14 protein-coding genes are annotated in these 24,979 nt (G+C 68.7%); 3 read left to right on the plus strand and 11 right to left on the minus strand.

The genetic code is table 11. The annotated features are described in order from the left end of the window. Window positions 1-14 precede the first annotated feature (14 nt). Both OG430_RS00105 and OG430_RS00110 read left to right on the plus strand, forming a co-directional pair. Window positions 15-6,497, plus strand: a complete 6,483-nt coding sequence (locus tag OG430_RS00105) for an RHS repeat-associated core domain-containing protein (protein ID WP_327350273.1) — start codon at window positions 15-17, stop codon at window positions 6,495-6,497. Between the two features lie 2 nt (window positions 6,498-6,499). Next, window positions 6,500-6,973, plus strand: a complete 474-nt coding sequence (locus OG430_RS00110) for a hypothetical protein (RefSeq protein ID WP_327350274.1) — start codon at window positions 6,500-6,502, stop codon at window positions 6,971-6,973. A 491-nt stretch (window positions 6,974-7,464) separates the two neighbouring features. On the opposite strand, the gene OG430_RS00115 is transcribed toward OG430_RS00110, so the two are convergent. Further along, window positions 7,465-9,021 (minus strand): UvrD-helicase domain-containing protein, encoded by a 1,557-nt coding sequence (locus OG430_RS00115; protein ID WP_327350275.1) that lies wholly within the window; start codon window positions 9,019-9,021, stop codon window positions 7,465-7,467. Window positions 9,022-9,252: 231 nt separating this feature from the next. Beyond that, window positions 9,253-9,516, minus strand: a complete 264-nt coding sequence (locus OG430_RS00120) for a helix-turn-helix transcriptional regulator (protein ID WP_327350276.1) — start codon at window positions 9,514-9,516, stop codon at window positions 9,253-9,255. Between the two features lie 199 nt (window positions 9,517-9,715). Between OG430_RS00120 and OG430_RS00125 the strand changes: the two genes are divergently transcribed. Beyond that, window positions 9,716-10,123, plus strand: a complete 408-nt coding sequence (locus tag OG430_RS00125; RefSeq protein WP_327350277.1) for a hypothetical protein — start codon at window positions 9,716-9,718, stop codon at window positions 10,121-10,123. Window positions 10,124-10,177: 54 nt separating this feature from the next. Here OG430_RS00125 and OG430_RS00130 read toward each other — a convergent pair whose 3' ends face one another. The 9 genes from OG430_RS00130 to OG430_RS00170 all read right to left on the minus strand — a co-directional run bounded on the left by OG430_RS00130 (window position 10,178) and on the right by OG430_RS00170 (window position 24,722). Next, window positions 10,178-11,458 (minus strand): DUF2399 domain-containing protein, encoded by a 1,281-nt coding sequence (locus tag OG430_RS00130; protein WP_327350278.1) that lies wholly within the window; start codon window positions 11,456-11,458, stop codon window positions 10,178-10,180. Beyond that, window positions 11,455-15,705 (minus strand): SbcC/MukB-like Walker B domain-containing protein, encoded by a 4,251-nt coding sequence (locus OG430_RS00135; protein WP_327350279.1) that lies wholly within the window; start codon window positions 15,703-15,705, stop codon window positions 11,455-11,457. Before OG430_RS00135 ends, OG430_RS00130 begins: the two co-directional genes overlap by 4 nt. After that, a complete protein-coding gene (locus OG430_RS00140; RefSeq protein ID WP_327350280.1) occupies window positions 15,702-17,096 on the minus strand; it encodes a DUF2398 family protein in 1,395 nt (464 codons plus the stop codon). Before OG430_RS00140 ends, OG430_RS00135 begins: the two co-directional genes overlap by 4 nt. Next, complete coding sequence (locus OG430_RS00145) at window positions 17,093-18,724, minus strand: DUF2397 domain-containing protein (protein WP_327350281.1); 1,632 nt, start codon at window positions 18,722-18,724, stop codon at window positions 17,093-17,095. The genes OG430_RS00140 and OG430_RS00145 overlap by 4 nt, the downstream gene beginning before the upstream one ends. A 494-nt stretch (window positions 18,725-19,218) precedes the next feature. Beyond that, on the minus strand, window positions 19,219-19,932 hold the full coding sequence (locus OG430_RS00150; RefSeq protein WP_327350282.1) for a helix-turn-helix domain containing protein: 714 nt from the start codon (window positions 19,930-19,932) through the stop codon (window positions 19,219-19,221). Next, window positions 19,932-22,064 (minus strand): coiled-coil domain-containing protein, encoded by a 2,133-nt coding sequence (locus tag OG430_RS00155; RefSeq protein WP_327350283.1) that lies wholly within the window; start codon window positions 22,062-22,064, stop codon window positions 19,932-19,934. The genes OG430_RS00150 and OG430_RS00155 overlap by 1 nt, the downstream gene beginning before the upstream one ends. Before the next feature lie 27 nt (window positions 22,065-22,091). After that, window positions 22,092-22,688 carry a helix-turn-helix domain-containing protein gene (locus OG430_RS00160; RefSeq protein ID WP_327350284.1) on the minus strand — a complete coding sequence of 199 codons (597 nt, stop codon included), beginning with the start codon at window positions 22,686-22,688 and terminating at the stop codon, window positions 22,092-22,094. 170 nt (window positions 22,689-22,858) lie between these two features. Beyond that, complete coding sequence (locus tag OG430_RS00165; protein WP_327350285.1) at window positions 22,859-23,089, minus strand: hypothetical protein; 231 nt, start codon at window positions 23,087-23,089, stop codon at window positions 22,859-22,861. 148 nt (window positions 23,090-23,237) lie between these two features. Beyond that, the gene (locus OG430_RS00170) at window positions 23,238-24,722 is read right to left on the minus strand and encodes a transcriptional regulator (protein WP_327350286.1); all 1,485 of its coding nucleotides are present in this window, start codon (window positions 24,720-24,722) and stop codon (window positions 23,238-23,240) included. Window positions 24,723-24,979 lie beyond the last annotated feature (257 nt).

The raw sequence follows: 24,979 nt of genomic DNA on the forward strand, positions 1-24,979 counted from the left end.
GGAGAACACCCCTTATGAATCCCCTCGCCTTCGGCATGCCCTCATCGGGCCGGGCCGAGCGTCACAGACATCCCTGGGCCCGGCGCATCGCCGTGGTCACCGGCTTCATCCTGGTGCCCAGCCTGCTCACCCCCCTGGTCACCCCCGCCTCAGCGGCGGCAGATCCACTGGGCAGACCGGACCTGAAGGACCCCAAGCCCGCCAAGGTCTCCCCCTGGACGGTCAAGACCAACCAGAAGAACGCCGACATCGTCGCCAAGTCCGCTGCCGCGGACCGCAAGGCCGCCGAGCGCGCCCGCAAGGACCAGAGCACCACAGTGACCTGGCCTATCGGCGGCGCGGCCACGCTGAGCATGCCGGGCAAGGGCACGGCCAAGGCCGAGCCCGGAAAGCTGCCGGTGACGCTGGCGGCGCCGAAGCCGGACAAGTCCAAGAAGCAGATCAAGACCGCTGATGCGGTCAAGGTCAACGTGCTGGACCAGAAGGCCGCCACCAAGCTCGGCGTCAAGGGCGTCGCGCTGACCGTGACCGGGCCCGCGGGCGGCGGCAAGGCCCAAGTGGGCCTGGACTACTCGGCGTTCGCCTCCGCCTACGGCGGCGACTGGGCCGGCCGTCTGCAGGTCCTCGAGCTGCCCGACTGCGCGCTGAAGGACCCGGATAAGGCCAAGTGCCGCACCCGCACACCGCTTGAGTTCACCAACCACCGCAGCAGCCAGCAGCTGCAGACGCCTCTCACCTTCGATGCGGACACCAACTCGGCGTCGGCGAAGAACAGCGCACCAGCGGCAGGCGAAACCAAGGTCCTGGCGCTGGCGGCCGGTGACAAGTCCGCGGCCGGCAGCTACAAGGCGACCCCGCTGGCCTCCTCCTCCACCTGGGAGGCCGGCGGCTCCTCGGGCACCTTCACCTGGTCCTACCCGCTGCGCACCCCGCCCGCGGCGGCCGGCCCCCAGCCGGATCTGTCGATCTCCTACAACTCCGGCAGCGTGGACGGCCGTACCGGCAACACGAACAACCAAGGCACTTCGCTGGGTGAGGGCTTCGACATCACGTCGTCGTACATCGAGCGCAAGTACGGCTCGTGCGACGACGACGACCAGGCCGACAAGTTCGACCTGTGCTGGAAGTACGACAACGCCTCCCTCGTCCTCAACGGCAAGGCCACCGAACTGGTCAAGGACGACACCAGCGGCGAGTGGCACCTCAAGAACGACGACGAATCCACCGTCAAGCACCACACTGGCGCGGACAACGGCGATGACGGTGCCACCGATATCGACGGCAAGGGCGAGTACTGGACCGTCACCACCGGCGACGGCACCAGCTATACCTTCGGCCTGCACAAGCTCCCCGGCGCGGGCACGGACGAGCGCACCAAGTCCACCTGGACCGTGCCGGTCTTCGGTGACGACGAGGGCGAGCCCGGCTACAAGGACGGCACCACCTTCTCCGGTCGGGACAAGAAGCAGGCCTGGCGCTGGAACCTCGACCTGGTCGAGGACACCCACAACAACGCCATGACCTACTGGTACGAGGACGAGACCAACAACTACGACACCCTCGGCAACGAATCCACCGGCACCAGCTACACCCGCGGCGGCTACCTCAAGGAAATCCGCTACGGCCAGAAGAGCGGCTCCCTGTTCTCCGCCAGCCCCGCTGCATCCAACAAGGTCACCTTCACCTACGCGGAGCGCTGCATCGCCGCCGGAACCGGCTGCGACGCGCTCACGGAGGACAAGCGGGACAACTGGCCCGACGTGCCCTTCGATGTGGTCTGCAAGGACGGCGACAAGTGCACCGGCAACACCGCACCGTCGTTCTTCACCCGCAAGCGAATGACCGGCATCACCACCCACGCCTGGAACGCAGCCTCGACCGCGACCGACAAATTCGAGCCGGTCGACAACTGGACCTTCAAGCAGCTCTACCTCGACCCGGGCGACACCGGCGACTCCCACGACCAGTCGCTGTGGCTGGACGAGATCAAGCACACCGGCAAGCGCGGCACCGACCTCGCCCTGGACCCGGTGAAGTTCACCCACGAGTTCAAGCCCAACCGGGTCGACGGCACCACCGACGACATCCTCTCCCTCGAGAAGCCTCGCCTGAAGACGGTTACTTCCGAGACCGGGGCGCAGACCATCGTCACTTACATGGACGCGGACTGCATCTACGGGCAGACCATGCCCAAGGTCGATGACAACACCAGGCGCTGCTACCCCGTCTTCTGGTCCCCCAACGGCGAGAAGACCCCGATCCTGGACTGGTTCCAGAAGTACCCAGTCGCCTCCGTCTCCGCCACCGACCCGCGCGGCGGCTCCCAGGCCGTCCAGCACACCTACCAGTACAGCGGGGGCGGGGCCTGGCACTACAACGAAGACCCCTTCACCCCGGCCAAGGAACGCACCTGGTCCAGCTGGCGCGGCTACGAGAAGGTCACCCACCTGACCGGTGGCAGCGGCACCCAGCAGAAGACGGTGACGCTCTACCTGCGGGGCATGAACGGCGACCGCGTCCTGAGTGCCGACGGCAAGCTTCCGGACAAGGACAAGCGCAAGAGTGTCACGATGACCGGCATCACCGCCCCGGCCATCGACGACCACGACCGGTACGCCGGCTTCACCCGCGAAACGGTCACCTACAACGGTGCCGACGAGGTGTCCGGCACCGTCAACAGCGTCACCTCCAAGAAGACCGCCACTCAGCACAAGTCCTACGCCGACATTGAGGCCTACAGGGTCCGCGTCGGCGCCGAGCACGACCGCACCCGCATCACCTCCGGCAGCACAGCCACCAATCGCACCCGCAGCACCACCTATACCTACGACGACTACGGCCTGGCCGACACCGTCGAGGACAGCGGCGACAAGGCCATCACCGGCGACGAGAAGTGCACCCGCACCTGGTACGCCCGCAACACCGACAAGGGCCTCACCGACCTCGTCTCCCGTACCCGCACCGTCGCCAAGACCTGCGCCACCGCAGACAGCACCCTGGACCTGCCCGACGACTCCACCCGGTCCGGCGACATCATCTCCGACACCGCCACCGTCTACGACGACACCACCGCCACCACCTGGTCCGCCGACCAGAAGCCCACCAAGGGCGACGCGGTATGGACCGGCCGCGCCAAGTCCTATGCGAGCGGCACCCCCTCCTGGCAGAAGACCGCCACCACCAGCTACGACAGCCTCGGCCGTCCGCTGCTGGTCAAGGACACCGACGGCAAGAAGGTCACCGACACCACGTACACCCCGGCTGCGTCGGGTCCGCTGACCTCCAGCACGGTCGCCAACATCAAGGGCCACACCGCCACCACGGACGTGGACTTCGCCACCGGCAACCCGGTCAAGGCCAAGGACGCCAACGACAAGATCACCGAGACCGAGTACGACAGCCTCGGCCGCGTCACCGGCATCTGGCTGCCTAACCGGTCCAAGGTCCTGAAGAAGAGCGCCAACTACGTCTTCGGCTACAAGGTCCAGAGCGCCGACATGTCGTGGGTGTCCACCGGCACCCTCAAGGGCGACGGCTCCGGCTACAACACCAGCTACATGTACTACGACTCGCTGCTGCGCCCGCGTCAGACCCAGACCCCGACTCCGATCGGCGGCCGCATCGTCGGTCTGACCCTGTACGACGACCGCGGACTCGCCATCAGCTCCCAGGGCGACATCTGGGACAAGGAATCCGCGCCCGCCGGTGACGACGCGGTGCAGACCGAAGGTTCCCAAGCCCCGGTACAGACCGACACCACCTACGACGGCGCCGGCCGCGCCACCAAGACGGTCACCCAGCACCACGGCGTCACCCGCTGGACCACCAACACCACCTACACCGGCGACAAGGTCGCAGCCAGCACCCAGGCCGGCGGACAGGCCACCGCGGTAATCACCAACGCCCTTGGCCAGACAGTCGAGCGCCGCGAATACGCGGGTCCCAAGCCCGAGGGCACTGACTACACCACCACCACGTACACCTACACCCCCGCCGGCCAGAACAAGACCGTCACCGGCCCGGACGACGCCAAGTGGTCCTACGGCTACGACCTGTTCGGCCGCCAGACCACGTCGACTGACCCCGACAAGGGCACCACCAACACCTGGTACGACAACCTCGACCGCATCGACTACAGCGTCGACGCGGAGAACAAGAAGCTGCTCTACGGCTACGACGAGCTCAGCCGCAAGACCGGCCTGTGGCAGACCGACAAAACAGCCGCCAACAAGCTCGCCGCCTGGGAATTCGACACCCTCGCCAAGGGTCAGCAGGACAGTGCCACGCGCTACGTCGGCGGCTCCGCCGGCAAGGCCTACACCCAGAAGGTCGACTCCTACGACAGCCTCTACCAGGTCACCGGCAGCCAGCTGGCCTTGCCCGACGACGACGAGCTGGTGAAGGCCGGCGTCCCCAAGACCCTGTCATTCAGCACCAGCTACCGGCTCGACGGCACCCCCAGTCAGCAGACCGAGCCGGCCGTCGCAGGGCTCGCCTCCGAGGCCGTCGAATACACCTACAACGCCACCGGCCAGCAGCTCACCTCACAGGGCACCACCGGCTACCTGCAAGGCGCCGTGTTGTCCCCCCAGGGTGATCTGACGCAGCTCAGCCTCGGCATGCAGGGCGGCAACGCTGCGAAGAAGGCCTACCTCAACTACGAGTACGAGAAGGGCACCCGCCGTCTGGCCCGCTCATTCGTGACGGACGACGTGCATGGCTACATGCCGCAGGAGCTGGCCTTCAGCCAGGACGAGGCCGGCAACGTCACCTCCATCTTCGACGGCAGCACCCAGGGCGGCACCATCAAGCCCGACTACCAGTGCTTCACCTACGACGGCCACCGCCGCCTGAGCGAAGCCTGGACGCCCAAGACCGCCGACTGCGCCGCCACCGGCCGCACCACCGCCAACATCGACGGCGCCGCCCCGTACTGGACCTCGTACACCTACAAGAAGTCCGGCCAGCGGGACACCGAAACCCAGCACGCGGCCACCAGTGACACCAAGACCAGCTACGGCTACGGCACCGACAAGGGGCAGCCGCACACGCTGACCCGGACCGAAACCGGCGCAAAGACCAACACCTACACCTACTACAACACCGGCGACACCAAAACCCGCCCCGGCCCCACCGGCCAGCAAAGCCTGGACTGGAACAGCGAAGGCAAGCTCGCCAAGCTCACCGAAGGCGCCGCCGAAACCGGCTACCTCTACGACGCCTCGGGTGAACTCCTCATCCGCCGCGCCAAGGGCGACGGCGACAGCATCCTCTACCTGGGCGGTACTGAGGTCCGCCTCACCGCCAAGGGCACTACCAAGACCCTCAGCGGCAGCCGCTACTACACCGCCAACGGCCAGACCATCGCTGTTCGCACCGCAACCAGCGGAGTCAGCGGAACGAAGCTCAGCTTCCTCGCCACCGACCATCACGGCACCTCCAGCCTCGCCCTCGACGCCGGCACCTACGCCATCACCAAGCGCTACACCAGCCCCTTCGGCACCCCACGCGGAACGAAGGCCACCAACTGGCCCGACGACAAAGCCTTCCTCGGCAAACCCGCCGACACCGGAACCGGTCTCACCCACATCGGCGCCCGCGAATACGACCCCGCCACCGGCCAGTTCATCAGCGTCGACCCACTACTCAGCCTGGATCAGCACCAATCCCTTAACGGCTACGCCTACGCCAACAACACCCCGATCACCTCGAGCGACCCCACCGGCCTGCGCGGGACGTGCGAGACGGAATGGGACCCCAGCCCCTGCTCGAAGGACGACCCAAACGGCGACGGCAACCCCGACCACGGCAGACCCAAGCCACACCAGCCCTACAACAGCTTCAGTGGCGGCACAGCCCAGGCGGACAGCGCTAGCAGGATCTACCAAAACGGCCCCTCCCTCGGCTACGGGCCCAACGTCGACGAATACATCCAAGCCAACCAAGACCACAATGCGCCGTCGTCTCCTGACATCTACGACTACAAGTTCTGGGCGAATGCAGCGCGCGATACTGCCCGTTACTTCAAGGAGAATCTCGGACAGTCGGACGAGTGCGCCAAACAGGCGCCCCTAAGGTGCGATGTACGTTCTGAGGGTACGGTAGATGTTGGCGGCTCACTCCTTGCGAAATCTGCAGCAAAGACCGTCTTTGGTAGGATCCTTGAGAAGATTCGCCCAACCCAGAAGGCTTATCCTGGGACAAAGCTCCCAAAATCATTCACGATTGAGACGACTCACGGCCGTAGTGTCTGGGTCCACCCGAATGCAACAAAGCACATCGAGGAAGAGCTGAGACGGGCAGGACGGTTCAAGGATATGTTGACCGAGGACTATCTGGTAGGGCTGTACAGATCGATTGACGCGGCAACGGTGAACGGTATCCAGTACGGCCACAAGGCCATCAGTCACGGCTGGGAACTGATCATTGTGCGACCCAAGGGCGGACAAGCAGGCGCTGATCCTGTTCTCAAACATGCACGAATCGTGATGGAGTGACCATGGTGTTCCGACTTGTCGGGGTTGAAGACTCCAAGGCGCCACAGTTGACGATCGATCCGTACGTACCGTTGACTGTGCAGTGGCCCCGATATTCTTCGGAGTTGGAAAGACCCAATTCTGAAGTGCTCGCCAACGAGACAGTAACTGTCGAAATTAAGACATCCGCCCTTGACGGCTGTCTCCTTGAGTTCATCCTATTGGACTGGCACGCGAAGAAGGATCCGTCTGGCGAGCTTGCGGGCATGGCTTTCGAGAAAGGCGTCCCATTCCTTTCGAACGATCCGCAGGTGGATGGGATTCTCAATGTCGAGCCATACGTGAACGGCGTCACGATTCGCCTGCTGGGCGAAGCTTCGGCTCGGCGCATTGGCTCACATGCGGCCATGCTGGACGTATCGGCTTCCGGGGAACTCGTCGCCCTACATGTCAAGTTTGACGACGATGAATCCAGATCATTCTATGATCAGGATTAAGTAGGGCAACGGGAAACCGGGCCACTTCCACCCCCAGGTCTGGGCCGTCCTTCAGGGGCTTGCAGCGCGACTGCAAGCCCCTGGAAGCGCGCCGCCGAACCCTTTGCTACGAACCGGGAACGCCGGGGCAGGTCCCCCACCCACCACACACAGTCAACTCGCCCGGCCTGCACAGGCATCAGGTGTCGGATCTGAGCTCCGGCACCTGTTGCGCAGCGGGCTCGACGTGGGGCGTACATCCAGGTACACACTCCCTCCTTACTGGGAATCAGGCGCGGCAAGACCGGCCTGGAGATGCACGGTCTCCTCATCGGCACCCTCGATTTCGATCCAGGGCAGGTTGGGCATGCTGTCGAGGACAGCGCTGCACGGGCCCGCGGGAGGCCGGGCATCAGGCTGTCCCTCCTTCTCGAGGCGCTGGCCTACTGTTCGCACCTACACTCGCCCAGCAAGCCCCCCGTCCTCTCCCCTACGCAAGCAAGGACGCCGCTTCAACCAGCTGCCGCCACAGGCCCCTGAGGGGATGCCATATGGTCCGTGCTGGCGTGCGGAGCACACCGACCATCCGCCACGTACACGGGATTTCCGTCAGGGCGCTGATGGATCCAGGAGAGGCCACCGAGGTCGAGGTGGTGGCGGGCCCGGGTGACGGCGACGTAGGCGAGGCGCGCTTCGTCCGGGTCGATGGGGCCGGGGATGGGGTGTCCGGCGCTGTCGACTTCGTCGGTGTCGGGGGGTGGGGTGAAGTCGGGGGCGATGCGCACGTGGGGCCATTCGCGGCCTTTGGCTTTGTGCGCGGTGGAGACGGTGACCTGGGCCTGGGTCTCGGGAACGAGTCGGTCGACGGCGTTAAGGATGGCGTCGGGTCCGTGGTCGTCGACGAGGTTGGCAAACGGCTGGAGGTCGGCGCCGGCGGGGTCGAGTTCGGCGTAGTCGCGCAGTTCGTTCCAGGTGGTGAACAGGACCAGTTCGGGGTGGTGGGTGCGTCGTCCCTGGATGAGGTCGCGGGCTGCCTGGGCCAGCGCGCGCAGGGCGTCTCCGCCGCCGGCGAGTGCGGTGGGGGTGTTGGCGTCGAGGAGGGTGAGGATTTCGGTGATGGCGCCGATGTTGGTGCGGCACAGTACGGCGTCGGGGCGGCCGGTGTGGGGGCCGATGGTGGTGGGGATATCGGCGCTGGCGGTCAGTCGGATGGGGGCGTCGGCGAGGGTGAGCCAGCGGTTGGCTTCGTCTGCGAGGCGGGGGCCGAAGCGGAAGGAGCGGGTCAGGGTGAGGTGGTGGCCTTGGAAGCCGGTCATGACGTCGCGGGCGCCTCGCCAGCCGTAGATGGCCTGGGCGGAGTCGCCGACCATGACGATCTGGGTGCGCTCGCGTTGGGCGAGGACGATCTGCTCGAGGACGGGGTTGGTGTCCTGGGCCTCGTCCAGGAGCAGGTAGTCGGTGTTGAGGGCGGGGTCGGTCAGGGCCCACATCTTCAGGTAGTGGTCGTGTTCGAAACGCACCATGCCTGCCTGGGGGTTCTGCAGGTCGTCCCAGGCTTTTGCGGCGTATGGCAGCAGGAGGTCGGCGAGTTCGGCATGTGCCTCGCCGGTGTCGAGGCCGCGTAGTTGTGGCACGTGGTGGTGGGCGAGTTCGGTGTCGGCGGACTGGCAGTAGCGGGCCACTGTGCGCAGGACCGTGTTGGACAGGGTGGCGGGCAGCAGGTCGCGGCCGTTGATACGGGCGGGAGTGTTCAGGCCGAGGTCCTGGCCGACCTTCCAGCCGGGCCGGCGGGGGCTGTTGAGGCGCTCGCGGTAGCGGTGGCCGAGTGCACCGTAGGCCAGGGAGTGAGCGGTCTTGCACTGCACCGATGCGGGGAAGCGGGTGGCCGCGTCCTGGGCGATGGCCCGGTTGAAAGCCAGGTAACGGCCGCGGCGGCCGCCGGTTTGTTCGGCGAGGAAGGCAAGGGTGGAGGTCTTACCGGTACCGGCGCCGGCCTGAATGACGAGGTGGTCGCCGTCGCTGAACGCCTTGAGGGCGGCAGCCTGTTCCTCGGTGGGGGTGAAGGACATGAAAGGGGGTCTCCGGGAAGCCGTGACAGCCCACACCAGGGTGCGGACATGCGGGAGAGCCCTGCACCGGGCGGTGCAGGTACCGGAGTGAAAGGTGCCAGCCGAGTCGCACGCCGCCGGGGCGTGTCGTGACGGGTCCCCTCTGGAGAATGACAAGAAGCGAACGTGCAGTCTCGAATCGTGCCCCTGGTCGAGTCTGGTGTCCCGATCAGGTGAGGGGCGGCGGGAAGTTCAGCGTTCGCCAGACGGAGGTTCGTGACCGGTGCACAAGGGGTCGAGGAGGGTTCCCATCGGGATACCGAAGGCGTGGGCGAGGGCGTGCCAAGTGGCCAGTGTTCCGACGGTGCGGCCCTGCTCGATCTCGATGAGGGTGCGCCGGGACAGGCCGCTGTGCGCGGCGAGTTGGTCGTAGCTCCAGCCGCGCTGCGCGCGCAGGCGGGCGAGGGACTCGCGCAGTGCCGTCGGGTCCGGGTCCGGCGGCGGGAAGATCGTCACCTGCCCATCCGACGGTGCAGACCCCTGCCCTGACAGTGCAGACCTCTGCCCTATTTGTGGCGGTCCGGGTGAAAGTCTGCGGTGAACAGGTCTGCACTACGGTGTCCGCTCGCCGGACATCCCCACTGCGGCTCCGACTCCGCCGCCCGCACCTGCTCGAAGGGACCCCATGACCGCTCTGCCCTCACGCTCCTGGAGCGTGACGATCAGTACCCGCGCCCGGATCCCGACCGTCACCTGCAGCGCCTGCCGCTCCCTCACCGCGCAGCCGGGCATCGCGTTGATGAATCAAGCACGGCGTCACCTCGCCAGCCATCTCGCCGCGGCGCCCCTGCCCTTGCACCTGCGGATCTGCCAGTGCCGCGAGCACGCCTGTGCCTGGCACCGCCATCCCACACCCTGCTCCGGCCCGCTGCGGCTAATGCTGATCTGCAGCAACAATGGACGCACCTGGCATCTGGCAGACGTCTGCCGCGGCTGCGCAGGCGCCATCCCCCACGCCGCGGCCGTTCCCGAACCCCCGCCCCGCACACCCACCCAGCCCTCCAACACGCCGCTCTCGCCCGAGGCGGCGGACGAGGCCTGCGAATGGGTAGAGGCACTGTGAGGCGGCACCGTTGATACCGGCCGGCAGCGCTGCCGCGCCCCTGCTCCCCCGTCATCATGGCAGGCCCGTGTCTGGCACGCCCGCCGCGATGTCGGCGAGGAGCGCTGGCAGAAGATCCTCCTCGTACGTGTAGGCGGAGCGCGCCTTCATCGCCGGCACCAGATGTACGTCCCAGGGGGCATCCGACGCCTCAAGCCGCAGATCGAGGGTGCCCTGCGGGGCGGTGGCGAGGTAGTCAGCCGCGCTCATCCGCCATGGGACGGCTTGAGGCGCTGCAGCCAGGAGGGCTCGCATGTGCGCCAGGCCTGCTTGGTCGAAGTCCGCGCGGACCGCGACACGCCAGCCGGCGTGGTGCAGGGCGCCTATTGCCGCGCATTCCGCCGATGAGGGAGTGCCTGCGGTACAGATCACCCGCGGCGGTGTTGGGGTGCGGTCGTCCTCAGAAGGTTGCGTGCTCGCCGCGGCCAGCACGGAGGGGTTCTCCGTGACGAAGACCCATGCATCTGGCTTTGGGGGCGGCGCCCACGCGATGTTCGTGAGTTCCCTCGGCGGCAGGGTGAGCGTTGCACCGGGCGGGACGTGCCAACCGCGGGGTGTGACGCCTGTGACGATGAGTCCGCCGATCAGGTCGTCGAAGTCCACGCCGAGCCGCTCCCAGCCCAGACGCGGGACCGTGCCGGAGTGTTGGGTGAGGGCGAGAACCAGGGCGGGCAGCGGGCCTCCGTCGAGTGCATGGGGGTCGCCGGGGACCAGGGTGCGGCGGTCGATGCGGTGGCCGGGCTCGGGGAGCCGTCCGGCGACCTGAAATGCCTGGGCGAGTAGGGCGGCAGGGTCTGGTTGGTTGAGGATGCGGGCGATCCATCCGCTGCTGCGGAGCCGGGTGAAGGCCGAGGTCGGGCTCACGAGTTCGCGGACGTGCGCAGGCAAGCAGGCTGCTGTGGTCTCCAGTTGGGTGCGGAGCCGGTCGGTGGAGGCAGCGTGTTCGGTGCGGGCTCGGGCTCTTGCCGCGAGGCGTCGGCCGCAGGCATGGGCGGCGACGGCGCCGGGGGTGAGTGCCGGCCCGCGGGCGGTCAGGGCTGTTGTGAGGTGGCCCAGGTCGATCCGCCGGCGCTGGCCCGATGCCAGTGGTTGTCCGCTGATCAGGCCTGCCGCGGCGGCGCGCTGGGTCGGTGAGGCGGGAATGCTGACGGTGACTGCGGGGCCGTCGGTGAGGGCTTCGTCGCCGCGCCGGTCGGCGGCCGCCGCGATTGCCTGCCACAGCCAGGCAAGTTCGGGGGCAAGCAGTGGTGCGAGGTCGGCGCCGGAGCAGGCATCGGCGCACAGGGAGCAGGTCATGCCGGGCTCCCGGGCAGGGTGTTGATGTCGGTGTCGCCGGGAAGTGGGTGCAGGCCGCGGATCAGCATGGGGAAGGCGACGACGGTTTCGTCGCTGCCTGCTTCGAGGTCGTGGGCGTCGATGCCGTCCCAGGCGCCGGGGGCGCCGTCCCAGAGGTAAGAGGTGCACAGGATGTCCAGGTCGAGTGCGGCAAGGTAGCGGGCGAGTCCTTCGCGGCCGCGTTCGTCGACCTCGGCGGGAACTTCGTCGAGGGGGACCAGGCGCAGGCCGGTATCGGTGAAGCGGTCGTAGTTGGCTGCGATGGCGGCGAGCATGGGTGCCAGGACGACCAGGCGTCGTTCGCCGCCGGACAGGCCGGTGCGTGAGCCCCATCGCCGGGAGACGGGGGTGCCCTCGGGGCCGGGGCGTTCGACGAGGTAGTGGACGTCGACCCAGTCGCGGATGTCGACTGCTGCGGTGAGGCGTTCGGTCATGGTGGTGCCGTCGGCGGCGGCCAGCAGCGCCTGCAGCGCTTGCCCGACTTGTTGTTTCTGCGTTTCGGTGCGGACGGCATCGCTGACTTTGCAGGACAGCTCGTACACGGTGCGGGTGGCGGCGTCGAGGTCGTCGCGCAGCCCGATGTGGACTTGGACGCCGACCCCTGAGGATGCCTGGGCTGCGCGCATCTTCTCGTTGACCGATTTCTTCCAGTCCATCAGGGCCACCCATGCGGTGCCGATGGCGGCAGGCAGGCGGCCGATGACGAAGTCCCGCAGTGCCGCTGCTTCGGCGGCGTCGAGGGCGCCCCGGGCCTGGGCGGCCAGGGTCTGCGCGCGGGTTGCGGCGCTGAGCGGGTCATAGCGGGTTTCTGCGTGGGTGAAGACGAATGTGTCGAGTTCGTCGAGTCCGGTGGGCGGGTCGTCGCGGGCGACGGTCCAGGTCTGGGCGAGTTCGGCGCGGACCTCGTCGTAGTGCTCGCCGAGGGTTCGCTTCGAGGCGGTGGGGCGGCGGGCGAGCAGAGCTTCCGCCGTGGCGAGGAGCTGTGGGCCAGAGCCGTCCGCGCGGTGGGCATCGGGGGCGGTGAGGTCGGCGTCGATGCCCAGGGCCTGGGCCAGGGGCGGCCAGGCGAGCAGTGCGGCCAGGTGCGCCTGGGTGGATGTCTGGTCGGGACGTGCTTCGGTGAGTCGTTCGTGCGCGGTCTTCAGTTCGCTTTCGCGGGTGCTGAGTTGCTTTTCTGCGCCGGTGGCTGTTTCTCGGGCGATGACGAGCTGCGCAGAGAGGTCCTCGGCAAGTGCGGTGGCGGCTTCGAAGCGGCGGGCGGCGTCGTCGGCATCGCCGTGCACCTGGGCCTCGGCCAGCTCGGCCTGGGTTTCGAGCACGGTGGTGTGTGCGCTCTGCGCGGTGTGCTGGAGATCGGCGAGTTGAGTGGCCAGTGCGGTTTCATCGGGAAGCATGCGCAGGACGCGGTCGAGTTTGGGCAGGAAGCGGTGGATGAGCCGCTGGGTGCATGTGGCCAGCTGTTCAGCGTGAGCGTGACCGTTGTTGATCAGTGTGGTCAGTTCGTCGTGGCCGGTGGGCATGCCCAGGTTTTGGGCGCGCTGTGCCCAGGCGTCATGCAGGCTGGTGTGCGTGGCTGCGGCTTCGTCCGCTTGGCGGCGCAGGGTTCGTGCAGTGTCCTGGAGCTCATGCGCTGCATGAGCAGTGGTGGACCGATTGGCCTCGGCGTTGGTCAGGTCGTGTCGTGGGGGGAAGGATTTCGTTTGGCTGCGGACGGTGTCGCGTTGCTGACGGCACTGTGCAGCGACGCTACGCCTGCCCTCGGCGTCGTCTTCGAGGGTCTGTGCGGTGGCGTCGAGTTCGTCGGCCTTGGCGCGGGCCCGGGCCAGGCGTGTGCGGGCGCCGATATGTGACGCGGCGGGGATCTCGGCGCCGGCCAGGGCAGCAGCGGGTGCCGCTCCGAGCGGGCCGGCAGCGAACGTGCCGTCGCGTCCGATCACAAGAGCGGTGCGGTCCCTCAGAGCGGTGGCGCTGTCGGCCAGCTCGATGCGGGCCAGGACGGCGCGGGCGAGATCGGCATGCGGGTGGTCGCGGACGACGTCCAGTACGGCAGTCAGGTTGTGTTCCACCACTGGACCTGTGGGGCTGATGTGCCAGGCGTCGGTGGTGATGCCGCCGGTGTGCAAGTGGGCGCCGAGCACGCCGGCATGGGCGAGGGCGAGCTCGATCATCGCCCGCTGTGTATCTGCATGCTCGAGGGCGGGGCGCCATTCCAGCAGCGTTCCGAGCGCGGTGTCGTCATCGCCTGCTCCCGCCCAGTGCGGGCGCGGCAGCGGCAGCAGCTGCCCGGCGCGCAGCCGGCGGGCGTCGGCGCGGTGCTGTGCGGCAGTGGCATCGAGATCCGCTGCGTCGGCGAGGTGGGCCTGGGCGGCATTCTCGTGGACAGCAGCGATGGCTTCGCCGGTGCGCAGGACTTGCTCGGCCCATGCGTTGAGTTGATCGCGTACCACGGCGGGTTCCGCGCCGGTGAGAGCGTCTACGTCGCCTGTCTCCCACACCGGGTGCTCGCCAGCAGGAAGCGCCAGGGCCACATCGTTGTGCAGGCCGCGCAGTTCAGGATGCTCGCGTGCCCAGCGGGCGACGTCGGCGAGTGTCTGGTCGGCGGCTGTGCGGGCAGCTGCTGTGGCGCGGTCGGCTGCCTGGCGGGCCTCGTCACAGCTGGTTTCGGCGTCGGCGGCTTTGCCGTCTGTTGTCGTGGCTGCCTCGGCGGCCTCCGCGACCGGCCCGTGGTCGCGCTTGATCAGTGCTGCTCGGTCGGCTGTGGCGCGATGGGCCTGTGCCGCGGCCTTCCAGAGGGTGGCGAGCTGTTCAAGGCCCGGGCGGTTATGGGTGAGGGTCAGGCCGGGGCCCGGGTCGATGGTGCGGTCGGCGACGGAACGGGTGGCGCGGGCGCGGGGATGGTGGGCCAGCAGGGCGTCGAGCGCGGGCGGCGTACTGCCGGCAGCCTCGGCAGCGGCAGCGAGTTCGGCGAGGTCGTCGATGACCTCGCCCAGAGCCCCATGGGCGTCCTTGGTGCGAGTACGGGCCTGGGCGGTGACGGTCTCCAGGGTGGCGAACCCGCTGCGTGCTGCCAGCTGTTCGGCCTTGAGTCGTTTACGCAGATCCGTGATGGGCCCATGGGCCTTGTACGCTGCGGAGTTCTCGATGGCGCGGGCGGCTGCCCGTGCCTCACGGTGGTCGGTGTCAAGCCGCTGGACCTCCGCTCGCGCCTCCTCTGCTGCATCCTTCGCCCGGGTGTACAGACCTGTGCTTCGCTGAACCTGCCGACCGCGCTCTGCCGCTTCGTCGGCGGCCTTCTGCGCCGCGGTGTGCGCGGTCCGGGTGACGTCGACGGCATGAGCGGTCCACACGCGGGCGAAGTCGGCCAGGACCGTGGCGGCTTGCGCGTCCCGCTCGAACGCCGCGCGGGTGGTGTCGGATTCGGCGAGCGCCTCTGCGGTCGCCGTCAGCACGTCACCGGCCACACCCGGGAGCGACTGGCGCAGTGCGTCGGCGGCCGCGGCCGGGGAGACATCGCCCAGCAGGGTCGGATTGCGGACTTCCCGCAGGCGCGCGGCGAGTTCGCGCAGTTCGCCGGCCGTGGTGGACCAGATCCGGACGGCCAGCTGCTCGACGTAGTCCTCCGGCTCCTGGAAGACTCGCCCGCCCGCGGCTTCGACGCGGGTGGTGAACTCCTCGTGTTCCAGCGCGGCCCCGCCCGGGGCACGCAGAGCCAGCTCGTGCAGGGGGCGGCCGGGCACCGTGAACGGGACGACCTTCACTGCGGGGGTGGAACTCGGCGAGTACTGCAGCCTGACTCCGAAACTCACCACTGCGTCAGTTGGGTCCTCGGTGTCGGCTGTGGTCGCTGCTTCTTTGGCGGGGGCGGCGAAACTCAGCCAGAGGTAGCCGTAGCGGCGGCCCTTGGCCGGGGCTCCTTCGCTCATGAGGAGTTTCAAGGTGGTCGGGCGTGCTTTGCCGGCGGCGAGTTTGGCGGCATTCAGGTCGAGCAGGTAGGGCCACAGCGCTTCCAGGGCGGTGGTCTTGCCCGTCCCGTTGGGCCCGCGCAGCAGCAGGCGTCCCGATGCTGCAGGCAGGTTCAGGTCGCCGTAGCGCCACACATTGGACAGGCCGGCGCCGACCAGCCGCCAGCGGCCGCCGAACCGGTCGGCGTTGCCGGCCGGTGCAGGCGGGGGCGGGGAGGTGAAGTCCAGATCGAGGGTGTCGTTCACGATGAGCGCTCCTCCTGCGGCTCGGCCGCCAAGGCACTGAAAAGGTCCGGGCCTTCTTGCATCCGTGCACTGCGTTGGTGCGGGCGGTCGGGTGGGCGCTTGGCGGCCGTAGAGCCGGGCCGGGTGCGGGCGGTTTTGGGCACGGCGGTGCCTTCTTTCGCCCAGCGGCCGGTGGTGGGGGCCAGCCACCACATCGAGTCGGCGGTGTCGCTGTCCGACGGTTCGGCGGAGGTGAAGTGGATCAGGTTCGTGCCGGTCAGCAGGTCGCGGACCCTGGCCGCCAGCAGGAGGGGGTCGCTGGAGTACTCAGCGCCCCAGCCGCCCTTTCCGCTGGCGTTGTCGTCGGCGAATTCCGTCAAGGCCGCGACCACTTGCTGCTGGGTCAGGCCGCGCCAGCCGGGGCCGGGGCCGTTGCCGGTGATGCCGTGGAGGGTGGCGTGGTCGAGCAGTAGCAGCGCGGCGTGCGCGACGGTGCCCGGCATGGGGAAGGGCATCGGGCCGAGTTCACGGAAGTGGCGGAAGGCCTCGTCCGGCACCACGAATGCCGCGCCCTCTGCGCGGCGTTCCAGGACCAGGCCGAATGCTGTTGCCAGGGGGGCGCCGTCGTCGCCGCGGGCGCGTTGGCTCAGCCACTGGGCCTCGGCCTCGTCCAGGAGCGCGGTGTGCACGCAGGTGTCGTCGACCAGGGCGCGGCGCATCCGGCGGGCCGCGTCTGGTTCGCGTTGTGCTTGCTCGAGCCATCCTTGCGGGTCGGCAGCCGGGTCGAGGGTGCCCGGGTTGGCCACCACATGCGCCAGCCGGGTGTGGTGGACGGCGAGCAGGACGGGAGCCTGCTCGTCGTGCAGGTAGCCGTCCAGGTCGCCGTCGAGGCGCTCGACGACGCCGCGTTCGTCGAGCATGCGCAGTGCGGCCACGATGGCGCGGCGCTCGGCCATGTCGTTGCGGGAGGGCAGTGCGGCTTCCGCGGCAGCCGTGCGGGCGGCGGTGACCAGCTGTCCCAGGGCGGCCCTCGGGGGCATCGACTCGGCGGCAGCGACCAGCAGAAAGAACCAGGAGCAGGTTGCCGGGCTGGGGCCCTGCTGGGCCCAGACCGCCGGGCGCGGCGGTGCGCTTTTACGCAGTCGTACCAGGTCGCGTTCGATGACCAGGACCCATCCCAGCCGGGCGACGGCAGCGCGTAGTGCGCTCTCGTTACGGCGTACGGCGGCGATGGTCGCGTCGTCGCGGCCGCCGACCAGCCAGGGGGTGGCCGCGAGGTGGCGCAGCAGTGCCGCTGCCTCAGAGTCGGCCTCAGGCCGCCAGGCCTTTCGCGGGCGGGGCGCTGGTGGCGTCGCTTCTGTGGCGGGCGCCAGATCGGGTGCGGGAGGCTCGTCGCGGGGTGTCTCGCTCATGCGGCGCCCTCCTGCGCTGTATGGGCATCGGATGCCTCAAGGCCGACGCGGCGCTGAACCGCGCGGGATCCGGTGAGGTGGATGGCGGCGCGTGGCGCTGGGTCGTTGCTCACGGTGGTGCCCGCGAGGGCAGCGAGGGCAGCGGCGGAGGGGCGCTGGCCGGGTTTGTGGAACAAGGGGATGCGGCCGGGCAGGAGCACGCGCCAGGTGGGGGCGTCCAGCGTGCCGGTGCCGGTGCCGGTTCCGGTGTGGACGAGGGTGCAGGCCAGTCCGCCGCTGACGCCGGTGCGTTGCGGTCCCCTCGCGCCCGCGCGGGCGGCGGTCATGAGGGCGGCGAGGGCGATGCGGGCAGCACTCTCGTCCAGTTGTTGTCCGGGTATCGCGGCCAGGACCGCGCCGACAGCGGCACTGTGTTCGCTTTGGCGGCGGGCCCGGGCTTCGGCCACCTGCGCCTTTGTTGCTGTGTCGTCGCGGGGTGCGGCGCCCCGGCCGCGCGGACCGGAGCGGCCGGCGGTGCGCAGCAGTGTGGGCACCGGGACCTGCGGTCCGCCGCGCCAGGACGGATTGCGGACGGCTTCGTCCTCGTCGGCCTGGCCGTAGAGCTTGCGCCAGGAGTGGTCCCCGACCGCGGCTTGGAAGATTTGCACCCCCACCTCGGGGGTCAGTACCGCCTGGGCCAGCAGGAGTGCCCGGCTGCGGCTGGAGGCGGTGCCCGCCGAGGAATGCAGTCGGCGCAGGTTGGCGTGCATGCCCGGCAGCGTGCGCACCAGACGCAGCGAGAACCGTGCCGCGCGTCCGGTGCGGGCATCGAACCAGGCGCACAGCCCGTCCCAGTCCTCGATGCGTCCGCCGCGGGAGGCGCTGAGCGCACCGGCCGTGATGAGGTCGCGGGCCTGGGAGGCATCGACCGCGGAATGCGCCAGCAGCACGAACCACGGCTTCAAAACACTCAGGGCGGCTGCGGCGCGCGCGGAACCTGAGTCCAGCTCGGCGGCAACCCGGGTGGCATAGTCGACCAGCAGCCCCTTGAGGTCATGGGTGCGTTCCTCGTCCAGATCGAACCGGTCGGCCAGGCTCATCAGGACGTCCTCGGCACCCACCAGGGCAGCGTCCAGATCGTCATGGCTGGTGAACACGGCCCCCACCGCGTCCATGCATGCAGCGCCGACACGCTCGATGTTCGGGTCGTGCGCGCCCAGGGCGGCCGCGAGTTCCTCAAGGTGCGTGACAATGCGATTCAGTGACACGATCGGGATTTCCCGCACGGTCGCCGTCCCGGCCAGGACCTGCCGGTAGAAACGCTGGACGTGCCGGCCTGCCGGACTGGCGGTGTAGCGCCAGTTCCGTGCCAAGATCTCGGCGTACCGGCGTGCACGGCTGGTGTCCGAGCGCACCGAGACCGCGTTCATTGCTTTGAGCGCATCCAGGCGAGTCTCGACCACCCGTGTATCCATGCGAAGCCCGTTGGCCGCGAGGGCTGCTGCCACTTCGGCGGCCGTCAGGTCGGTTACCGATCCCTCAAGCACATCCATGATTGCGATGTAGTCGCCGGACTCTGGTCGCACCAGATATCCCACAACCTGCCGCGCATCGTCGGATCCTGCGAACTCCGGCTCCTGTGTCGGCACCAACTCCCCCTCCTTGCGGCCCGAAAGCACCGCACTGCTGCGGGCTTCGTTGGGAAACGTAGAGGCCGCCACTGACAACACCCCCGGGAATCCCGCAGATTGGGGGGACACTCCCCCACTCCGTGTGACTCGAACACTTCACTGTCAGCCCTGTGCGCGGCGGGCTGGGAGCCGATGGCGGCCTGCGTGGGGTTCAGCTGACGGCCGACGATGCAGGACGCTGGACGCGGCTTTGAGCTGCGCCGAAGAACGTAGGAGCAGCTATGTCGATGACGCGCGGCCCTGCCGCTCAAGGGAAACGGGGCGCGGCCGCCGACCCGTGAGCCGCTGGGCGGTATTCGGCCAGATTGATGCGAGCAACAGCCAGCGACTAAAGCCGCCAGCCCGGAAGAGGTTCCCCAGTCAGGGAATTCGATATTTCGTTCGAGTATTTGACGGGGTGGCCCGCGAATTCACTCGGCACGGACGCAAGTCACCATTCCGGCTTGGCCAGTTCAGCGCGGGCGCCAGGTGCGGACTTCGAGGTGGGTGATGTGAGCGTGGGGGTGGATGCGGCTCGTTTCAACCAGCCACTGGTGCACGGCGGCAGTGACGTCTCCGCCTGCGGCATCAACGCGGCGGGCGAAGTCGGCGGCGTCGAATCCGCCGGTTGCCGCTGATCCGTAGGAGCGTTCCTCGGTGTGGTCGGCGCGTTGGATGACGTCGCGGCGGATGCCGGGTGAGTCGGTGCGGCTGCCGGAGGGGTGCAGGTAGCCGGTCTTGCCCAGGCGCACGGTGAAAGCCAAGCGCAGGCCTTGGCGGGCGGCTTCGGCGATCAGAGGGCGCAGGCGGGCGGAGCCGGAGGCGATCGCCTGAGCGCCGACGCGACCGGTGCCGGTGCCGGTGGGGGTGATCAGGACGGCCTTGTGGCGGACACGGGCCTGGGTGCCGGAGCGGGTGGTTCGGCGGGTGATGTGGCGGGCAGCCAGGGCTGCGAGTTCGGGCACCTCGATGATCCCTGCGGTGGTGACGGCGTCAAGGACTTCGCGCAGGGCGGTGACGAAGGCTGCGCCTTTGTTCTTGGTGTAGAACTGCGAGACCAGGGAGGCGTCGCGGTTGATGATGCGGGCGATGTCGCGTCGGTTGTAGCCGACGGCCTGGAGTCGGTCGGCGAGCTGGGCGGCCTCGTTCAACTGCCCCGGGGCGGGCGGGGTGGTGCGGCGGGGCATCAGGTCCCCTGACTGGTGGAGGCCAGGGCGGCGCGTCCGGCATCGCGCAGGGCCAGGAGGTCTTCTTCGGTGGTGGGGGCGGGGATGGGTCCGGTGAGGTGGCCCTTGTAGAGGTAGTCGCCGGGCTGTTGGTGGCAGGGCCAGGTCTGGGGCTGGGTGAGGTAGAGGGCGTCGGTGCGGAAGGCGATGACGCTGCCGGGTTGGGTGTGCAGGGCGCCGGCGTAGGTGTCGTCCTCGCGGTGGCGCTGGGTGAGCAGGGCGGCGCGGGCGGCGGACCAGATGGCGGCGGCCCATTCGGGGTGGGCGTTGGGGTCGCGGGTGAAGCCGGTGGGCCGCTGCCAGGTGATCAACTCGTTGTCGAAGCCGATGATTTCGGCGTCTGCGGGCACGTCGCGTTCGAGGTGGCGGGGGGTGGTGCCGGTGACCATGCGGGGGCGCTGGGCGAAGGAGCCGATGCCGTACAGGAGGATGGCGCGCACCGCGCGGGCGGCGAGGTGGGCGGCAGTGGCCTGCTGCGGGTCGCCGTGGATGCGGGACTGGGCGGTGAGGTTGGTCCAGGCTTCTTTGAGTTTCTTGGACCAGTCGTCCAGGGGTTTGCCGTCGTCGAACAGGATGCCCTCGAGGATGTCGACCTTCCACGGGGTGAGGGGGTTGGCCAGGGCGGTGTGGATTTCGGGGCCGCCGGCCCAGGTGGTGAAGGTGGTGCCCGGCGTCGCCGGGTAGTGCCAGGCGCGCTCGCCGGGGGCGGGGGCGGGCAGGAGGCCGACGTGGTTCCAGGTGTCGGGGACGGTGACCCGTACGTGCCAGTGGCCGCAGCCGAAGAGCGCCTTGGTCTGTTCCTTCTCGCTGAGGGCGGCGAAGGCGGCGGCGGTGATGCGGCGCGGCGTGCCGACAGGGGATTTCCAGGTGTGCTTGGCGTAGGCGAAGGTGCGGTCGTACTCGACGAGTTGGGGAAGTTGTTCCGGGACGCGGGGCGGGGTGATCAGTTCGGTGCGGCCCTGGCCGGCGGTGGCGTGCAGCAGGCCGCGCAGTTCCTCGGAGAGCACCGGGTAGCCCTCGGCGTGCTGTCCGCGGGCGGGGATGGTGCGGGTCCACAGGTCGCGGCCGGTCTGGGAGGGCGAGCCCATGATGACGGCGTCGTCGAAGTGCTGGCGCAGTGCCTTCCACAGCAGCACGAAGGCGTCGCGGACGGTGGCGGGGTCGGCGCCGTCGGCGTCGAACCACTCCCCCACCGAGCGGATCTCCACATGCGCGTGGCCGTCGTTGCTCTGGTAGCGGCCGACGGGGTTGCGGGGGTGGACGAAGTGTCCGGCCATCTTGTCCTTGCCGCGGCCGGTGTCAGTACGCCAGCCCTCGGCAGGGGCGTTCAGCCAGGCGGCGACCGCATCGCGCAGATAGGGGTAGCGCTCCGCGTCGTGATGCCAGGGGTCCCCGGCGGTGATGTAGATGCGCTCCACCCCGTCGGGGACGGTGTGGGCGACGGCAGTGAGGATCTCGCCGACCGCTCCGGTCTTCAACTCCAGGCGGGTGCGCTGGTTGCGGTGGACCAGGACGCCGGTGGTGGTGTCCAGGAAGACGGTGGAGCGGGCCTGCTGGGTGAAGTTGGGGCGCTGCGAGACGAGGTTCGCGGTATGCGTGAACCAGCCGTCCCCCGCCGCTCCTTCGGCAATGGACGGCAAGGTCCGCGGCGCGCCGAGGGCCGCCGGTGGCACCAGGTCCTGCACCGCGGCAGCGGCGGGCGGTGCCGGCGGACTGGCCGCCTGATGGGGCACTGCGTCCGGGGTGTCCTCGACCGGTGAGGCAGACGGCACGGCCGCTGCGTCGCTTCCGTCGCTGCCCGAGGCGGCTGGGGCTGCCACAGGAGACTGGGCAGTTGCCGAGGCGGGCGCCTGATCGGCGGGGGCGGTGAGGGAAGCGGGGGCCAGAGCGGGAGCGAGAGCGACGACCTCGGCCAGACTCAGCCCGGCGGCGGGCGCGATCCGCTCGGCCTTCGCCTTCTCATACCCGGCCAGCGCCGTGATCTGCTTGTCCCGCGCAGCCTCCAGCTTGGCCAGGGCGGCCTGGGCCTTCTTGATGTCGTCGCGCACCGCACGCAGGTCGGCGAGAGCGGCGGTGTAGCTCTGTGCGTCCATCACGACTTCCTTGAGCCTTGGGGTGCTTCAGCCGGTGGGGCGGGTGGTGACGTAGGCGATCGGACCGCCGGCGTGGGAGGGCAGGCGGGTGCCCAGCAGCAGGCGCGCGAGTTGCCGGTCGGCCGGGGTGGTTCCGGTCAATTCCATGGCCGGGGCGGCGAGATCGGTGACGTAGCCGGCCAGCCGCGCCTTCGGGAAGGCGTGGCGGCCGTGTTCGTTCTTCTCCCACGTCTCCAGGCCGGTGAGTACGGCGACCACGTAGCCGGACACGGTTACCGGCAGCACTCCCCCGGCCGCGACACTCGGCGCGTCACAACGCCACCAGCCGCGCAACGCCCGAAGGAGATCATCCGGCCCCAGGGCCGTGGAAAAGCCGATCCACCGGCGGTCGTCCTCGTCGACCTGCTGGGCGGCATCGACGCGCAGTACCGCGACCTCGGGGGCCTTCAGCCGCTCCAGCGGGGCGAGCTGACGTGCCGTAAGGGCCTGGACAGTCGCGAGCGGAACCATCACGCGCACGCCACGCCGCGACAGACCCAGCAGCAGTCCGGCATGGACCAGGCGGCGGAAGGTCGTGACGGCACAGCCGAGTTCCTGCGCAGCCTGCCCCGTGGTCAACAGCACCCCCACCCCCCTCCCTTGCATGCCAAATTAGATATCTGATTAGGCATGCACATTAGCGGGAGGCTGATGGAGAGTCAAAAGCCCAGCTGCCGTGTTGCTGGAGCTCCAACACGGCAGAGCCGTGAAGTGGCCACGCTGTCGAGGTCGTGCCCCTTGTCGTGCTGTCAGCATCAGTCGCGCAGCGCCCTGGGGAGATCCTCCAGGGCCGAGGAGAAGGCGGCCCACTGGCGGTCACCCTCGTCTACCTGTCGGGCGGCATCGACGCGCAGGACCGCGGTCTCACCTGCGCCGAAATGGCGCAGGGGGGTGTGGGGGGCGGCGAGGCCTCGGACCATGGCCAGCGAGATCACGACACAGACGCCGCACTGGGACAGCCTGGCGAACAGTCCGACATAAACCAAGCGCCGCAGGGGCGTTGGCACAGCCCAATTCCTTGGCTGCCTATCCTGTGGTCAGCCCCCCTCGACTCACATCAGATATCTGATCGGGCATTGCCGCAGGAGGTGGTGACAGGGCGTCAAGGACGGCGGGGCTGCCGGGGCCAGCTGCTCATTTTGCCTGCTGACAACCGGGACACAGGTTGTCGTCGTTGAGCTCGTACGGCACATCGGATGGAGCGAGGTGCACCGTCCTGCAACCGGTGCACAAGTCTCCGCCGCAGGTGCGGCAGCCTACGTACCGCCCGCCTGCATACTCATAGCGTCGCTTTTCGACGCACGGATCGATGCACAACATGTGCTTTCCTTGTTCGCTCGCTGCAGAGGTCGCGTGGGGTTGGTAGGTGCTGTTCAGCGTGACCTTGCCCAGGTCTGTGCCCTCCTCGAAGACGTGCCGCCAGTCTCCTTGGAGGTGAAGTTCGCCGGTGTCGCGCACCCGCGCCAAGGTCAGACCTGCCTTGTAGGCCTTGTAGGCCTTCATCCATAGGGTGGCGTATGCCTGTGAGTGGATGATGTGCGTCCAGTCGGGGCGGCGCAGTGTCGTGTTGTGGGCCAACTCCCCCATGGCCGCGACGAACTTGGTGTGCATGGCCGTCACGTACGCCAATGTGACGTGATCGTCCTCTTCGAGGGCTTGGGTTCTGGCGTCCCGCAGCGTGGTCCGGAATCTTTCGAGCAGATTCTCGGTGGACCCGGATGTATAGGCCTCATGGATGGTTGGCGGGGCGCACAAGTCCAGGCGCATCAGGCGCAGCAGCAGCCGCAGGGTTGGTTCGGTGATCCATACGGGGCCGGGTTCATGGCGGGTGCCCAAGGGGTTGGGCAGGTAGGTGTCGTGCTCCCAGGTTGCGGGCGTGATGCGGTAGATGCCGGAGCGTTTCGGATCATGGTGTGGGGCGGTGGGTTTGAGCTGGCCGATGGGCAGGTGGGTCTTGAGGGCGGACAGGCGGGCGCCGCTGATGTTGAGGGTGGCGACAGTTCCGGGTGTCTGCGTGAGGTGGGGGTGCTGCCAGTCGACGCGGGCCTCCCAGATCAGGTCGGGTGCGCCCGGGGGCGACGTACGGAGCATGTCGGGCAGGGGAGGGTCTCGGACGATGTCGCACCTGCCGCCCTCTCGGCAGGTCTCGAACAGCCGCATGGCATCAGAGGCAGCGCCGGCCACGAGGGCTTCCGTGGCTTTGGGCCCGTCACCATGTGCGGCGAGCGCCGCCTTGACAGTCTCGGCGATCGGGCCCTGGACGGTTGTGGAGGGGCGCAGCGCGCCGCGGCGCGGGGCTGGAATGCGCTGGCCCGCTGCCGCTTTGCTCTGCCCGACGGGTGAGGCCGCGCCGAGTGGATGAGTAGGAGCGGTTGCCGCCACGAGTTCGGCAACGGTCTGCGCTCGGATGAGGAAGTAGGCGTAGGTGGTGCGGGCCTGCCCTTCGGGTTCGGTGGTGCCGCTCTCCCACGCGATCAGGGTGGCTGGGTCGGTCTCAAGTACCCGGGCTACCTGGCCGGGGGTGAGGCGGAGGTCAGAACGGACGTGAGCACGTCTGTGCGGTGGGGGAAGCGGGATGGCTGTGGCCAGGAGGGCATCGATCGCCGAGAAAGTGTCCATCAGTTTCCCTTCCGGGTGTCGCGGTACGGAGGGCCGGTGCCGATGCCGCGAGGGGCACCGTGGCGCGCGACGTCCTCCCCGAACTCGTCCGCCGTGCCCTCTCCCCTGGTCGGCAGGCGACGCTGGTGCGGATCCATCGCTGCGCTGCGCAGCATGCCCGATCAGATCGGGCGGCAGGACAGGCGAGCGAACGATTCTTTTCGCCGGTACGACCATCTGACCTGCACGAATATCCGTGTGCGGATCTTCGCCGAAAC

The sequence above is a fragment of the Streptomyces sp. NBC_01304 genome (genome assembly GCF_035975855.1).
Lineage (GTDB): Bacteria > Actinomycetota > Actinomycetes > Streptomycetales > Streptomycetaceae > Streptomyces.

Bases quoted from the DNA above. Each gene is read 5' to 3' on its own strand.
- OG430_RS00130 (WP_327350278.1), bottom strand. From the start codon at position 11,458: ATGACCTGCTCCCTGTGCGCCGATGCCTGCTCCGGCGCCGACCTCGCA.
- OG430_RS00170 (WP_327350286.1), bottom strand. From the start codon at position 24,722: ATGGACACTTTCTCGGCGATCGATGCCCTCCTGGCCACAGCCATCCCG.
- OG430_RS00155 (WP_327350283.1), bottom strand. From the start codon at position 22,064: ATGGACGCACAGAGCTACACCGCCGCTCTCGCCGACCTGCGTGCGGTG.
- OG430_RS00150 (WP_327350282.1), bottom strand. From the start codon at position 19,932: ATGCCCCGCCGCACCACCCCGCCCGCCCCGGGGCAGTTGAACGAGGCC.
- OG430_RS00140 (WP_327350280.1), bottom strand. From the start codon at position 17,096: ATGAGCGAGACACCCCGCGACGAGCCTCCCGCACCCGATCTGGCGCCC.
- OG430_RS00110 (WP_327350274.1), top strand. From the start codon at position 6,500: ATGGTGTTCCGACTTGTCGGGGTTGAAGACTCCAAGGCGCCACAGTTG.
- OG430_RS00105 (WP_327350273.1), top strand. From the start codon at position 15: ATGAATCCCCTCGCCTTCGGCATGCCCTCATCGGGCCGGGCCGAGCGT.
- OG430_RS00115 (WP_327350275.1), bottom strand. From the start codon at position 9,021: ATGTCCTTCACCCCCACCGAGGAACAGGCTGCCGCCCTCAAGGCGTTC.